Raw genomic sequence first — 13584 nt, 5'->3', positions numbered from 1 at the left:
AGGAAGAAGCGGTCGGCCTCGTCGTCAACGGCTTCGTCAAGGACGTGCTGCAGCAACTGCCGATGGAGTTCGCGGTGGAAGCGCAGAAGCTGATCTCGATCTCGCTCGAGGGGAGCGTCGGATGACGATCTTCGAACCCAACAGGCAGGGAGCAATGCGATGACGGCCCTTCTCGATATCCGCGGGCTCAAGGCCGAGATCGATGGCCGCCAGATTCTCAACGGACTCGACCTCACCGTGAACAAGGGCGAGATCCACGCCATCATGGGCCCGAACGGTGCCGGCAAGTCGACATTGTCCTACGTGCTATCGGGCAAGCCGGGCTACGAAATCACCGGCGGCGAGGTGTCCTTCAATGGCGAGGACCTCCTCGCCATGGATCCCGACGAGCGGGCTGCCAAGGGGCTGTTCCTGGCCTTCCAATACCCGCTCGAAATCCCCGGCGTCGCCACCCTGACGTTCCTGCGCACGGCGCTGAACGCCCAGCGCAAAAAGCGCGGCGAAGAGGAATTATCGTCGCCCGACGTGCTGAAGCGGGTACGCGAGCTGGCCAAGCAGCTCAGTATCGACCCGGAGATGCTGAAGCGGCCGCTCAACGTCGGCTTCTCCGGCGGCGAGAAGAAGCGCAACGAGACGCTTCAGATGGCGCTGCTGGAGCCAAAGCTGTGCGTGCTGGATGAGACCGATTCAGGCCTCGACATCGATGCGCTGCGCATCGTTGCCGATGGCGTCAACCGCCTGCGCGGCGCCGACCGCGGCATGATCGTGATCACCCACTACCAGAGACTGCTCGACTACATCGTTCCGGACGTCGTTCACGTGCTTTCGGCGGGACGCATTGTCAAGACCGGTGGGAAGGAGCTCGCGCTCGAACTGGAGGCGACGGGCTATGCACAGTATCAGAGCGAAGCGGCGTGATCCTATGAATGCCGAGATCCGTCCCGTGAAGACTGCCGCCGAAATCGGCCTTGCCGATCTGTTCGCGGCTGTGCGCAAGGACCTGCCCGGGGGTAGCAGCACCGAGGCGATACGATCTGACGCCTTCGATCGCTTTGCGGCCCAGGGGCTGCCCAATTCCCGGGTCGAGGCATGGAAGTACACCGATCTGCGGCGCCTGGTAAGCGATGCCAAGCCGCTTGCGCCTCAGCCTGATGCGGCCGCCAAAACCGCGGCTGGCGGAGCCGGCGCGGTGTTCGCCGCTCTCGACGTTCGGCGGCTCTTGATCGTCGACGGCGCCTTCGTGCCCGAACTCTCCGATCTCGCTGCTCTCGAAGCCGGTGTCGCCATTCGTGCGACGGTCGAGGCCTTGGGGACGAAGGAGATGTCCCTTCCATTTGGTATGGCCTGGGCCGATCCGGTTGCGGCGCTCAATACCGCGCTCGCTGGCGACGGCGTCGTGATCACGGTTGCCGCGCACGTCGTCGTGGCGCGGCCGATTCATCTCGTCTTCGTGACCACAAGCGGTGCACCGTCGGCGATGTTTACGCGATCGCGGCTGGAGCTTGGTAACGGTGCATCGCTGACGCTGGTCGAGACGCACGAAGGACCGGACCAGTCCGACTATCAAGTCAATGCGGCCTTGCAAATAAACGTCGGTGACAAGGCCAGCCTGGATCACATCAAGGTTACGAGCGAGGGCGCGGCTGCGCTGCATATCGCGACGCTGGAGACCTCGATTGGCGCAGATGCGAACTACCGTGAATTCGGACTCACGACAGGCGGCGCCGTGGTGCGCAACCAGCTCTTCCTGAGGCTCACCGGCGAGGGGACAACCACCAGCGTGTACCAGGCGAGCCTTCTGTCCGGCCGCCAGCACGCGGACACCACGCTCGTCGTCGACCACGCCGCCAGCGGATCGCAGAGTCGTGAGGTCTTCAAGGCGGTGGTCGACGACGAGGCGCGCGCCGTGTTCCAGGGCAGGATCACGGTGCAGCCGCGCGCACAGCAAACCGACGCCAGGATGATGGCGCGGGCGCTGCTCCTGTCCGACGAGGCCGTCGCCAATTGCAAGCCGGAGCTGGAGATCTTTGCCGACGACGTGCAGTGCGGGCACGGGACCACCACGGGCGCGCTGGACGACCAGTTGAAATTTTACCTGATGGCCCGAGGCATTCCGGAGAAGGAGGCCGAAGCGCTGCTGATCCAGGCCTTTGTCGGCGAGGTGATCGATGCGATCGCGCGCGATGATCTGCGCGAGGCGCTGTCGAGCAAGATGCTCGACTGGTTCAAGGGACGGGAATAAGATCATGCATCCGGCGGTGCGCAATGGAAGCTATGACCTCACCCGCGTTCGTCAGGATTTCCCGATCCTGTCGATGCAAGTGCACGGCAAGCCGCTGGTCTATCTGGACAATGCGGCCTCGGCCCAGAAGCCGAGGGTGGTGCTCGACCGGCTGACGCAGGCTTATACCAGCGAATACGCCAACGTCCATCGCGGCCTTCATTACCTCGCCAACGCTGCCACCGAGGCCTACGAGGGTGCGCGCGACAAGGTCGCGGCGTTCCTCAACGCGGAACGGCGCGAGGAGATCGTGTTCACCCGCGGCGCCACGGAGGCGATCAATCTCGTGGCCCAGACGTTCGGCCGCGAGCGCATCGCTGAGGGCGACGAGATCGTGCTTTCGATCATGGAGCACCACGCCAACATCGTGCCGTGGCACTTCCTGCGCGAACGACAGGGCGCCGTGATCAGATGGGCGCCGGTCGACGACGATGGCAATTTCCTGATCGATGAATTCGAGAAACTGCTGAATGCACGGACCAGGCTGGTCGCAATCACCCAGATGTCGAACGTGCTGGGCAGTGTCGTTCCGGTCAAGGAAGTCGTGCGCCTGGCGCACGCGCGCGGGATTCCTGTCCTGATCGATGGCTCCCAAGCCGCCGTTCACATGGACGTTGACGTTCGCGATATCGGCTGCGACTTCTACGTCATCACGGGACACAAGCTGTACGGACCGACCGGAATCGGCGCGCTCTACGGCAAATACGTGCATCTCGCAACGATGCCTCCGTTCAATGGCGGCGGTGAGATGATCCGCGAAGTCTCTTGCGGTAACGTCAGCTATGGCGAGCCGCCACACCGCTTCGAGGCCGGAACGCCACCGATCGTGCAGGCCATCGGCCTCGGCGCCGCCATCGACTATGTCCAATCCATCGGCAAGGAACGGATCCGCAAGCACGAGAACAGCCTGCTGGCCCATGCCCAGGAGCGGCTGCGCGGGATCAATTCGCTTCGGATCATCGGGACAGCCGCCGACAAGGGCCCGGTCGTGTCGTTCGAGATGAAGAACGCCCACGCCCACGACTTTGCGACCGTGATCGATCGCTCCGGCGTTGCGGTGCGGGCCGGCACCCATTGCGCGATGCCGCTGCTTGATCGCTTCGGCGTGACCGCGACCTGCCGCGCCTCGTTCGCGCTCTACAACACCATGGACGAGGTCGACGCGCTCGCCGAGGCCCTGACCAGGGCGCAGGAGCTGTTCTCATGAGTGACCGGATCGCCACCAAGCGCCATCCCGTCAAGCAGCGGCCCGTAGCCCGCATCGTCTGCGATGCTCACCAGCGCCGGACGGTGCGGAACATGGAGCGGCGCTTCACCGGCGAGTTTTTGCCCGGCGAGCCGGTCCGTGCTGCGGCTCTGATCAGGAACGACGGGATGTATCCGCACAAGGACATCGGCGAGCCGCTGGTGCATCCCGGCGACGCCGGCGTCGTCCGCGAGAGCTGGCGCTTTCTCGGCGAGGTCTACTACACGGTCGAATTCGTGGCCCGAGCGGTGTTCGTCATCATGCGCGGCCGCGAGATGGTGCGGATGGGAACGGCATTCGACGTCGCCTGACGCTGCCCGGCCTTCAAACGGCCTCCCCCAGTGCGGCTGTCGCATCCGCCCGCACCCGGGCCACCATCGACCGGAAGCCATTCGAGCGTTGCGGCGTCAGGTGCTCGCCGAGGCCGAGCCGGCCGAACAGGGCGAGGGGATCTTCTCCGGTGATCTCCGCCGCGGATCGTCCCGACAGGAGCGCAATCAGGATTGCGACCAGTCCACGGACGATATGAGCATCGCTGTCTCCGGCGAAGGTGAGAAGCGGCCGTCCGTTCCGATGCTCGATGGTGGTCGCCAGCCAGACCTGGCTGGCGCAGCCCTGCACCTTGTTCGCGTCCGTGCGCTGCGCCTCGGGAAAAGCGGGCAGCTTGCGTCCGAGCTCGATGACATAGCGATACCGGTCGTCCCATTCCTCGAGCAGTGAGAAGTTCTCGATGATGTCGTCGATCACTGTCGGTCGGGATCTTGTTTCAAGCTGCATGATCGCCTCGATGGGTTGGTGAGATGCATCAAGCAAGCTCCATACCGCGGCTCGATCGATGTTTCCGTGCGGGAAAATTCATATTCGATGCCGGCGGGCGACGGCGCATTGTTTTGTTTCCAACAGCCGTCCGTGCACGCACATGTCGAGATGATGCGATGTCGGGTTTGCAACAATCGACAGCTCCGAAGCTATCTGTCTCCAATCACTTCGTTTTTTGCCTCGCGCAGACGCTGGCACACTCGTTGCAAAAGTCCTTGTGCAAGGCGACCTCGCGGAGAGAGCTCGCGAGAGCGGCGCACCGGTTAAGGCGTCCGATCGTTCACACAGGGATAACCGAGGGATATTCGTATGAGCCTAGCAACCACCCAGAGCGTCGCGGAGATCAAGGCCCGCAACAAGCAACTGATCGACGAGGTCTTGAAGGTCTACCCCGAGAAGACCGCCAAGCGCCGCGCCAAGCACCTCAACGTGCATGAGGCCGGCAAGTCCGATTGCGGCGTCAAGTCGAACCTGAAGTCCATCCCCGGCGTGATGACCATTCGCGGCTGCGCCTATGCCGGCTCCAAGGGCGTGGTGTGGGGTCCGATCAAGGACATGATCCACATCAGCCACGGCCCGGTCGGCTGCGGCCAGTATTCCTGGGCCGCGCGGCGCAACTACTATATCGGTACGACCGGCATCGACACCTTCGTCACGATGCAGTTCACCTCCGACTTCCAGGAGAAGGACATCGTGTTCGGCGGCGACAAGAAGCTCGCCAAGATCATCGACGAGATCCAGGAACTGTTCCCGCTCAACCACGGCATCACCATCCAGTCGGAATGCCCGATCGGCCTGATCGGCGACGACATCGAGGCCGTCTCGAAGGTGAAGTCCAAGGAATACGACGGCAAGACCATCGTCCCGGTGCGCTGCGAGGGGTTCCGCGGTGTCTCGCAGTCGCTCGGCCACCACATCGCCAACGACGCGGTGCGCGACTGGATATTCGACAAGGTCAACCCGGAAGCCAAGCCGGCGTTCGAGTCGACGCCCTACGACGTCGCGATCATCGGCGACTACAATATCGGCGGCGACGCCTGGTCCTCGCGCATCCTGCTCGAGGAGATGGGCCTGCGCGTGATCGCACAATGGTCCGGCGACGGCAGCCTCGCCGAGCTGGAGGCGACGCCCAAGGCGAAGCTCAACGTGCTGCACTGCTATCGCTCGATGAACTACATCTCCCGCCACATGGAGGAGAAGTTCGGGATTCCGTGGTGTGAGTACAACTTCTTCGGTCCGTCCAAGATCGCGGAGTCGCTGCGCAAGATCGCGAGCTTCTTCGACGACAAGATCAAGGAGGGCGCCGAGCGCGTCATCGCCAAGTATCAGCCGCTGATGGATGCGGTGATCGCCAAGTACCGCCCGCGTCTCGAGGGCAAGACCGTGATGCTGTTCGTCGGCGGCCTGCGTCCCCGCCACGTGATCGGCGCCTATGAAGATCTCGGCATGGAGGTCGTCGGCACCGGCTACGAGTTCGGCCACAACGACGACTACCAGCGCACGGCCCAGCACTACGTCAAGGACGGCACGCTGATCTATGACGACGTCACCGGCTACGAGTTCGAGCGTTTCGTCGAGAAGATCCAGCCGGATCTCGTCGGCTCCGGCATCAAGGAGAAGTACGTCTTCCAGAAGATGGGCGTGCCGTTCCGGCAGATGCATTCCTGGGACTATTCGGGTCCCTATCACGGCTATGACGGGTTTGCGATCTTCGCCCGCGACATGGACATGGCGATCAACTCGCCGATCTGGAAGAAGACCAAGGCACCCTGGAAGGATGCCCCGCGGCCGAGCCTGATGGCGGCTGAATAACAGAGGCGACGTCCGGCTCTTCCCGATCCCCGGGAAGAGCCGAGAGACGGGCGATCGAACACGAGATCCAACGAAGGTGCCACGATGACACAGAATGCCGAACACGTGCTCGATCACTTCGAGCTGTTCCGAGGCCCGGAATACCAGCAGATGCTGGCCAACAAGAAAACGCTGTTTGAAAATCCGCATGACCCTGCGGAAGTCGAGCGGATCCGCGAATGGGCCAAGACGCCCGAATATCGCGAGAAGAATTTTGCCCGTGAAGCGCTGACGGTGAACCCCGCCAAGGCCTGCCAGCCCCTGGGCGCGGTGTTCGTCGCGGTCGGCTTCGAGGGCACGCTGCCCTTCGTGCACGGCTCGCAGGGCTGCGTTGCCTACTACCGCAGCCACCTGTCGCGGCACTTCAAGGAGCCGAGCTCGTGCGTATCCTCCTCGATGACGGAAGACGCGGCCGTGTTCGGCGGCCTGAACAACATGATCGACGGGCTTGCCAACACCTACAACATGTACAAGCCCAAGATGATCGCGGTCTCCACCACCTGCATGGCGGAAGTGATCGGCGATGACCTCAACGCCTTCATCAAGACCTCCAAGGAAAAGGGCTCGGTCCCGGCCGACTACGACGTTCCCTTCGCCCACACGCCCGCCTTCGTCGGCAGCCATGTCACCGGTTACGATAATGCGCTGAAGGGCATCATCGAGCACTTCTGGGACGGCAAGGCTGGCACCGCGCCGAAGCTCGAGCGCAGCCCGAACGACAAGATCAACTTCATCGGCGGTTTCGACGGCTACACTGTCGGCAATATCCGCGAGATCAAGCGCATCTTCGAACTGATGGGCATCGAATACACGATCCTCGCCGACAACAGCGACGTGTTCGACACCCCGACCGACGGCGAGTTCCGCATGTATGACGGCGGCACCGCGCTGGAGGACGCCGCGAACGCCATCAATGCCAAGGCGACCATCTCCATGCAGCAGTATTGCACGGAGAAGACGCTGCCCTTCATCGAGAGCCACGGCCAGGAGGTCGCCGCCCTCAACCATCCGGTCGGCGTCAGCGCCACCGACGAGTTCCTGATGACGCTGTCGCGCATCACCGGCAAAGCGATCCCGAAGGCGCTGGAGCAGGAGCGCGGCCGTCTGGTCGATGCCATGGCCGACTCCAGTGCGCATATCCACGGCAAGAAGTTCGCAATCTACGGCGATCCGGATCTCTGCTACGGGCTGGCGGCCTTCCTGCTCGAGCTCGGCGCCGAGCCCACCCACGTGCTCTCCACCAACGGCAACAAGGGCTGGGCGGAGAAAATGGAGGCGTTGTTCGCCAGCTCGCCGTTCGGCAAGAACTGCCATGCCTACGCGGGCAAGGATCTCTGGCACATGCGCTCGCTGCTGTTCACCGAGCCGGTCGATTTCCTGATCGGCAACACCTACGGCAAGTATCTGGAGCGCGACACCGGCACGCCGCTGATCCGTATCGGCTTCCCGGTGTTCGATCGCCACCATCACCATCGCTATCCGGTGTGGGGCTATCAGGGCGGCATGAACGTGCTGGTCAAGATCCTCGACAAGATCTTTGACGAGATCGACAAGAACACCAACGTGCCGGCCAAGACCGACTACAGCTTCGACATCATTCGCTGATGCCCGAAAGATCCGTCGCCGCCTCGAAACAGGCGGCGACGGACGACGAGTCTAGCCAGAGCGATCGAGACTGCGGGGCGACGTGCTCGCGCAGCGGGTCAGGGAATAGGAGAGACGCATGAGCTCGCTGTCGACTACCATCCAGGACGTCTTCAACGAGCCCGGTTGCGGCAAGAACGCCAACAAGACGGAGGCCGAGCGCAAGAAGGGCTGCACCAAGCAGTTGCAGCCTGGCGGTGCCGCCGGCGGCTGCGCCTTCGATGGCGCCAAGATCGCGCTGCAGCCGTTCACCGATGTCGCGCATCTCGTTCACGGCCCGATCGCCTGTGAGGGCAATTCCTGGGACAATCGCGGCAGCGCTTCGTCGGGCTCCGACCTCTGGCGGCGCAGCTTCACCACCGACATGAACGAGACCGACATCGTGTTCGGGGGAGAGAAGCGGCTCTACAAGGCAATCAAGGAAGTCATCGAGAAATACGATCCGCCGGCGATCTTCGTCTACCAGACCTGCGTACCCGCCATGATCGGCGACGACATCAACGCCGTCTGCAAGGCGGCGGCGACGAAGTTCGGCAAGCCGGTCATCCCCGTCAATTCGCCGGGCTTTGTCGGCCCGAAAAACCTCGGCAACAAGCTCGCCGGCGAGGCGCTGCTCGAGCACGTGATCGGTACCGAGGAGCCCGACTACACCACGCCCTATGACATCAACATCATCGGCGAATACAATCTGTCCGGCGAGTTCTGGCAGATCAAGCCGATCCTGGACGAACTCGGCATCCGCATCCTCTCCTGCATCTCCGGCGATGGCAAATATCGTGAGCTCGCCTATTCGCACCGCGCCAAGGCCGCGATGATGGTGTGCTCCAAGGCGATGATCAACGTCGCCCGCAAGATGGAGGAGCGCTACGGCATCCCGTACTTCGAGGGCTCCTTCTACGGCATCCAAGACTCCAGCGATTCCTTGCGCGAGATCGCGCGCTTGCTGATCGAGCGCGGCGCGCCGGCCGAGCTGATGCAGCGGACCGAGGCCGTGATCGCGCGCGAGGAGGCCAAGGCCTGGGCTGCGATCGAGCGCTTCAAGCCGCGCTTCAAGGACAAGAAGGTGCTGTTGATCACCGGCGGGGTGAAGTCGTGGTCGGTGGTCGCGGCGCTCCAGGAGGCGGGTCTCGAGATCGTCGGCACCTCCGTGAAGAAGTCCACCAAGGAGGACAAGGAGCGGATCAAGGAGCTGATGGGCCAGGATGCCCATATGATCGAGGACATGACGCCGCGCGAAATGTACAAGATGCTGAAGGACGCGCGCGCCGACATCATGCTCTCCGGCGGCAAGTCGCAATTCGTCGCCCTGAAGGCCGCGATGCCATGGCTCGACATCAATCAGGAACGCTGTCACGGCTATATGGGCTACATCGGCATGGTCAAGCTGATGGAGGAGATCGAGAAGGCGCTCTACAATCCGATGTGGGCACAGCTCCGCCGTCCCGCGCCGTGGGATGATGCCGGCGTCAACTGGCAGGCGAAGGCGATGGCGCAGATGGACGCGCAGGCCGCGGAAATCGCCGCCGATCCGGCCCTGGCCGAGGCGACCCGGCGCGCCAAGAAGATCTGCTTCTGCAAGACGGTTGATCTCGGCACCATCGAGGATGCCATCGCGGCGCACGGCCTTTCTACAGTCGACGGCATCAAGGAGCGCACCAATGCCTCTGGCGGCTGCGGCGCCTGCAAGGGCCGGATCGAGGACATCCTCGCCGCGCAACCGGCGCCCGTGCTCCAGGCAGCGGAGTAGGGCGTCCCCGATGGCCATCGTCACCACGTCCAAGAAGGCCTGCTCGGTCAATCCGCTCAAGATGAGCCAGCCGATCGGCGGCTCGTTTGCCTTCATGGGCCTGCGCGGTGCGATGCCGCTGCTGCATGGTTCGCAAGGTTGCACCTCGTTCGGCCTGACGCTGTTCGTGCGGCATTTCAAGGAAGCGGTGCCGATGCAGACCACCGCGATGAGCGAGGTCGCGACCGTGCTCGGCGGCTATGAGAATGTCGAGCAGGCGATCCTTAACATCTACAATCGCACCAAGCCCGAGATCATCGGCATCAACTCGACTGGCGTCACCGAAACCAAGGGCGATGACGTCGAAGGTTTCATTCGTCTGATCCGGCAGAAGCATCCGCAGCTCGAGAAATTTCCGCTGGTCTACGTCTCCACGCCTGATTTCAAGGACGCCTTTCAGGACGGTTGGGAGAAGACGGTTGCGCGCATGGTCGAGGTGCTGGTCGATCCGGTCGAGGTCGGAACGGCGCGCGATTCCACCCGCGTCAACGTCCTGCCGGGCTGCCATCTCACGCCCGGCGATCTCGACGAGCTGCGTACGATCCTGGAGGATTTCGGACTCAGGCCTTCCTTTCTGCCTGATCTTGCCGGCTCTCTCGATGGCCACATACCGGACGAATTCACGCCGACCACGATCGGCGGCATCGGCGTCGACGAAATCGCCTCGATGGGACAGGCGGCCTGGAGCATCGCGATCGGCGCGCAGATGAAGCGCGCGGCCGAGGCCATGCAGGAGAAGACCGGCGTGCCGTTCCGCCTGTTCGAGCGGCTCTGCGGCCTCGTCCCCAATGACGAATTCATCGCCTTCCTGAGCGAGATCAGCGGCCGGCCCGTGCCGGTGAAGTATCGCCGGCAGCGTGGCCAGCTCGCGGATGCGATGCTGGACACGCATTTCCATATCGGCGGCCGCAAGCTCGCAATCGGTGCGGAGCCCGATTTGCTGTTCGACCTGTCGAGCATGCTCTACGAGATGGGTGTCGAGGTCACAGCGGCGGTCACCACGACGGCCTCGCCCGTGCTGGAACGTGTCAAGGCGCAGGAGGTGCTGATCGGCGATCTCGAAGATCTTGAGGACCTCGCCAAGGGGCGCGACTGCGATCTCCTCATCACCCATTCGCACGGCCGCCAGGCGGCTTCGCGTCTGAAGATCCCGTTCTATCGCGCGGGCTTCCCGATGTTCGACCGGCTCGGCGCCGGGCACCAGCTGTCGGTTGGTTACCGCGGTACGCGCGACCTGGTGTTCGATCTCGCCAATCTCGTCGTCGCCGATCGCGAGGCCAATCACCAGCCGACGCCCGATACCTGGCGGACCACGGACAGCGGCCTTCAGGTCGTTCCGCCGCAACTGCACTGACGCAAGAAGAGGGACCAGACCGATGAAAGTCGCCTTTGCCACCCAGGACCTCAAGCGCGTCGATGCGCATTTCGGCTGGGCCAAGAATATCGCCATCTACGACGTCAATCCGGACGGCCATCGCTTCGTTGAGGCCATCCAGTTTGACGGCGACCTCAAGGAGGACGGTAACGAGGACAAGCTGGCGCCAAAGATCGAGGCGATCAAGGACTGCACGATCCTCTACGTCGCAGCGATCGGGGGCTCGGGCGCGGCCCGCGTCGTGGCCAACAACATCCACCCGATGAAAGTGGCGCAGCCCGAGGCGATCGACGATCTCTGCGTCAAGCTCGAGGACGTTCTGAAGGGCTCGCCGCCGCCCTGGCTGCGCAAGGTGCTCGCCAAGGGCCAGGAACGCAGCTTTGATTTCGAAGACTGAAGGAATCCGCCATGACTGAAGCGGCTGAACTGATCCAACCCGACGCCGCGGCGGAAGCGCCGTTCGTCAAGGAGCTCGTCAAGATCTGGCGGGCCCAGGACACCCACGGCGCCTGGGAGGGCAAGAAGGATCTCGATCTGCTCGAGCCCTACATCCTCGACAAGGAGAAGCGCCGCGCGCTGCCGATCGTCGGCGATCCCGACCCTGACACGATCTGGCGGATGGAGCTGTTCTTCAACGCGGTCGCGCTGTCGATCGAGAAGGCGACCGGCGTGATGATTTCGCCGATGCTGAAGATGCACCATGAAGGTTTTGGCCGCATGGTCCTGATCGGCGGCCGGCTCATCGTCGTCAACAAGCAGCTGCGCGACGTGCATCGCTTCGGCTTCGATAATCTCGGCAAGCTTGCGGCCGAAGGCGACAAATATGTCGCCGGAGGCATCGAGATGATCCGCAAATTCCCCGACGTGGCGAATTACTGAGGTTTGACCATGAGCGATCTTGAAACCCTGAAGGCCGAAATCAAGAAGCTGTCGGCCAAGGCCACGCAGGCCAAAATGGACCTCCACGATCTCTCGGAGGAGCTTCCGATCAACTGGACCTCGATCCTGAGTGTGGCTCAGAAAGCTCACGACGCCTTTGCCGAGCTCGAGCGCAAGCGCGAGGACCTCAAGACGCTGGAAAAGGCATAGCCGGGTCCCGCCATGTCCTATGCAACCCGCGACGGCCGCGACTGGAAGCCGGACTATCTGGTGTCGATCGACGCGCAGAAGTGTATCGGCTGCGGCCGCTGCTACAAGGTGTGCGGCCGCGAGGTCATGACGCTGAAGGGCATCAACGAGGACGGCGAGATGATCGACCTCGACGACGACGATGACGAGGTCGAGAAGAAGGTCATGGTGATGAACGACGACGGCGCCTGCATCGGCTGCGGCGCCTGCGCGCGGGTTTGCCCGACCAATTGCCAGACCCACGCGCCTGCGGCCGCCTGAGCGCGGTGGCGGACCTGCGATGAGCAAGACGCGGTTTGCCAGGTACAATATCGGCCAGGTCATTCGTCACCGGCTCTATGCGATGCGCGGTGTCATCTTCGACGTAGATACGTCATTCGCCGGCACGGATGGCGATCCGACGGCCGACGGAATGGCAACGACACTGGTCTACAGGCTGTTCGCCGAGGATGACGAAATTCCCTATGTGGCCTGTATTGCCGAGAATGACCTGGAGCCCGATGACTCCGGCGAGCCGGTCAGCCATCCCGGGATCGGGGCGCTGTTCGATGTGCAGGAGGCGGGCGGCTATCGCCAGCGCCGGCAGCTGCTGAATTGATGCAGCGCGGGCGGTGCGGTCCCGTTACTCGATCCCCTGTTCGCGGGCCTTCATCATCGCGGCGATACGGAAGCGTTCGTGGATGGCGACGGGATTGGCGAGCAGATCGGCTTCCGCCTGCTTAAATGCTGCGAGAACGATCTGCGCCTCGGCCGGGGTCAGAGGTACGCGACCGGCCATGTGCGTCGCCTCCGGTGCGGCGGCGCGGATCGCGCGGCGATATGGGTGATCCTTCACCTCGATCAACTCGTTGGCTTCGAGCCTGCCGCCGAGCGTGATCGCGAGCCCGACCACTTCGAGCCTGCGGCCGTCCTGTGTGGTCTTGACCAGGATCGCCATCACGGCACCAGGGGCATGGCAAAGCCGGGGCGGGGATGGGCGTCGTAATAATCAGGCCGCTCCGGCCAGCCTCCTTCGGCGATGAACTTGAACGTGGTGATCTTCACGGGCGCACCTTGCGAGCAGGACACCTCGGCGAACTTGATTTCGCGGGGGCCGGGCCCGGCAGAGAAATCCGCCACCACGGTTCCGTCGGCCTTGCAGGCGCGGGCAAAGCCCGGTGTGCCGACGGTGCTCGCCGGTACCGGATTTGCCGCGAAGCTCGCGCCGTCCGAATTGAAGGCGGGGCTTGCGAATTTGAACGCGGCGAGCACGCCGCTGCGATCGACCGGGCGATCGGCGGTGACCGGGCGTGCGACCGAGTAGACCGTCAGCGTGCCGCCATCGAGCAGCGCCTTGATCTCGTCCTCCGAGCAGGCGGTAAATTCCGACGCAACGATCATATCAATCTCCTTGCCGAGGGGCCTGGCTGAACAACATCAATTTCCGTGCCACGTAGCGTGGCACAGTGAAGCGC

General features: G+C 63.3%; 16 protein-coding genes. 13 read left to right on the top strand and 3 right to left on the bottom strand.

All coding sequences use genetic code 11. The features are described 5' to 3' along the window. Positions 1–159: 159 nt before the first annotated feature. Genes sufC through HYH07_RS09585 form a run of 4 tightly spaced genes read left to right on the top strand, consistent with a single transcriptional unit; the run spans position 160 to position 3838 of the window. Positions 160–918, top strand: a complete 759-nt coding sequence (gene sufC / locus HYH07_RS09600; protein WP_220002260.1) for a Fe-S cluster assembly ATPase SufC — start codon at positions 160–162, stop codon at positions 916–918. Positions 919–922: 4 nt separating this feature from the next. Next, entirely contained in the window at positions 923–2242 is a 1320-nt protein-coding gene (sufD, locus tag HYH07_RS09595; protein ID WP_220002259.1) for a Fe-S cluster assembly protein SufD, read from the top strand. Positions 2243–2246: 4 nt separating this feature from the next. Continuing rightward, entirely contained in the window at positions 2247–3488 is a 1242-nt protein-coding gene (locus HYH07_RS09590; RefSeq protein WP_220002258.1) for a cysteine desulfurase, read from the top strand. Then, positions 3485–3838: a nitrogen fixation protein NifZ gene (locus tag HYH07_RS09585; RefSeq protein ID WP_220002257.1), complete on the top strand. Its 354-nt coding sequence runs from the start codon at positions 3485–3487 to the stop codon at positions 3836–3838. Before HYH07_RS09590 ends, HYH07_RS09585 begins: the two co-directional genes overlap by 4 nt. A gap of 13 nt (positions 3839–3851) precedes the next feature. Here HYH07_RS09585 and HYH07_RS09580 read toward each other — a convergent pair whose 3' ends face one another. Continuing rightward, positions 3852–4304 (bottom strand): SufE family protein, encoded by a 453-nt coding sequence (locus HYH07_RS09580; RefSeq protein ID WP_220002256.1) that lies wholly within the window; start codon positions 4302–4304, stop codon positions 3852–3854. A 351-nt stretch (positions 4305–4655) separates the two neighbouring features. On the opposite strand from HYH07_RS09580, the gene nifD reads away from it, so the two are divergent. From nifD to hspQ, 9 genes are all read left to right on the top strand, one after another. After that, positions 4656–6158 carry a nitrogenase molybdenum-iron protein alpha chain gene (gene nifD / locus HYH07_RS09575; RefSeq protein ID WP_130364796.1) on the top strand — a complete coding sequence of 501 codons (1503 nt, stop codon included), beginning with the start codon at positions 4656–4658 and terminating at the stop codon, positions 6156–6158. Between the two features lie 84 nt (positions 6159–6242). After that, entirely contained in the window at positions 6243–7802 is a 1560-nt protein-coding gene (nifK, locus tag HYH07_RS09570) for a nitrogenase molybdenum-iron protein subunit beta (protein WP_220002255.1), read from the top strand. Between the two features lie 118 nt (positions 7803–7920). Further along, positions 7921–9588, top strand: coding sequence for a nitrogenase iron-molybdenum cofactor biosynthesis protein NifE (gene nifE, locus HYH07_RS09565; RefSeq protein ID WP_220002254.1), 1668 nt, complete (start codon positions 7921–7923; stop codon positions 9586–9588). A 10-nt stretch (positions 9589–9598) separates the two neighbouring features. Continuing rightward, positions 9599–10981 carry a nitrogenase iron-molybdenum cofactor biosynthesis protein NifN gene (nifN, locus tag HYH07_RS09560; protein ID WP_220002253.1) on the top strand — a complete coding sequence of 461 codons (1383 nt, stop codon included), beginning with the start codon at positions 9599–9601 and terminating at the stop codon, positions 10979–10981. 22 nt (positions 10982–11003) lie between these two features. Further along, positions 11004–11399, top strand: coding sequence for a nitrogen fixation protein NifX (gene nifX, locus HYH07_RS09555; protein ID WP_100178669.1), 396 nt, complete (start codon positions 11004–11006; stop codon positions 11397–11399). A gap of 11 nt (positions 11400–11410) precedes the next feature. Further along, positions 11411–11881 (top strand): NifX-associated nitrogen fixation protein, encoded by a 471-nt coding sequence (locus HYH07_RS09550; RefSeq protein ID WP_220002252.1) that lies wholly within the window; start codon positions 11411–11413, stop codon positions 11879–11881. A 9-nt stretch (positions 11882–11890) separates the two neighbouring features. Continuing rightward, complete coding sequence (locus tag HYH07_RS09545) at positions 11891–12091, top strand: CCE_0567 family metalloprotein (protein ID WP_028137114.1); 201 nt, start codon at positions 11891–11893, stop codon at positions 12089–12091. Between the two features lie 12 nt (positions 12092–12103). Further along, complete coding sequence (gene fdxB / locus HYH07_RS09540; RefSeq protein WP_188096640.1) at positions 12104–12391, top strand: ferredoxin III, nif-specific; 288 nt, start codon at positions 12104–12106, stop codon at positions 12389–12391. Between the two features lie 19 nt (positions 12392–12410). Continuing rightward, positions 12411–12728, top strand: a complete 318-nt coding sequence (gene hspQ, locus HYH07_RS09535) for a heat shock protein HspQ (RefSeq protein WP_220002251.1) — start codon at positions 12411–12413, stop codon at positions 12726–12728. 24 nt (positions 12729–12752) lie between these two features. Here hspQ and HYH07_RS09530 read toward each other — a convergent pair whose 3' ends face one another. Both HYH07_RS09530 and HYH07_RS09525 read right to left on the bottom strand, forming a co-directional pair. Then, positions 12753–13070 carry a hypothetical protein gene (locus HYH07_RS09530; RefSeq protein ID WP_220002250.1) on the bottom strand — a complete coding sequence of 106 codons (318 nt, stop codon included), beginning with the start codon at positions 13068–13070 and terminating at the stop codon, positions 12753–12755. After that, positions 13067–13510, bottom strand: a complete 444-nt coding sequence (locus HYH07_RS09525; protein ID WP_220002249.1) for a hypothetical protein — start codon at positions 13508–13510, stop codon at positions 13067–13069. The genes HYH07_RS09530 and HYH07_RS09525 overlap by 4 nt, the downstream gene beginning before the upstream one ends. Positions 13511–13584 lie beyond the last annotated feature (74 nt).

This window comes from Bradyrhizobium sp. BR 10261 (assembly GCF_019455395.1).
Lineage (GTDB): Bacteria > Pseudomonadota > Alphaproteobacteria > Rhizobiales > Xanthobacteraceae > Bradyrhizobium > Bradyrhizobium manausense.
This window is presented reverse-complemented; position numbering and strand designations above follow the sequence as displayed.

Coding starts and splice junctions, on each gene's coding strand:
- sufC (WP_220002260.1), top strand. CDS start 160: ATGACGGCCCTTCTCGATATCCGCGGGCTCAAGGCCGAGATCGATGGC.
- sufD (WP_220002259.1), top strand. CDS start 923: ATGAATGCCGAGATCCGTCCCGTGAAGACTGCCGCCGAAATCGGCCTT.
- HYH07_RS09590 (WP_220002258.1), top strand. CDS start 2,247: ATGCATCCGGCGGTGCGCAATGGAAGCTATGACCTCACCCGCGTTCGT.
- HYH07_RS09585 (WP_220002257.1), top strand. CDS start 3,485: ATGAGTGACCGGATCGCCACCAAGCGCCATCCCGTCAAGCAGCGGCCC.
- HYH07_RS09580 (WP_220002256.1), bottom strand. CDS start 4,304: ATGCAGCTTGAAACAAGATCCCGACCGACAGTGATCGACGACATCATC.
- nifD (WP_130364796.1), top strand. CDS start 4,656: ATGAGCCTAGCAACCACCCAGAGCGTCGCGGAGATCAAGGCCCGCAAC.
- nifK (WP_220002255.1), top strand. CDS start 6,243: ATGACACAGAATGCCGAACACGTGCTCGATCACTTCGAGCTGTTCCGA.
- nifE (WP_220002254.1), top strand. CDS start 7,921: ATGAGCTCGCTGTCGACTACCATCCAGGACGTCTTCAACGAGCCCGGT.
- nifN (WP_220002253.1), top strand. CDS start 9,599: ATGGCCATCGTCACCACGTCCAAGAAGGCCTGCTCGGTCAATCCGCTC.
- nifX (WP_100178669.1), top strand. CDS start 11,004: ATGAAAGTCGCCTTTGCCACCCAGGACCTCAAGCGCGTCGATGCGCAT.
- HYH07_RS09550 (WP_220002252.1), top strand. CDS start 11,411: ATGACTGAAGCGGCTGAACTGATCCAACCCGACGCCGCGGCGGAAGCG.
- HYH07_RS09545 (WP_028137114.1), top strand. CDS start 11,891: ATGAGCGATCTTGAAACCCTGAAGGCCGAAATCAAGAAGCTGTCGGCC.
- fdxB (WP_188096640.1), top strand. CDS start 12,104: ATGTCCTATGCAACCCGCGACGGCCGCGACTGGAAGCCGGACTATCTG.
- hspQ (WP_220002251.1), top strand. CDS start 12,411: ATGAGCAAGACGCGGTTTGCCAGGTACAATATCGGCCAGGTCATTCGT.
- HYH07_RS09525 (WP_220002249.1), bottom strand. CDS start 13,510: ATGATCGTTGCGTCGGAATTTACCGCCTGCTCGGAGGACGAGATCAAG.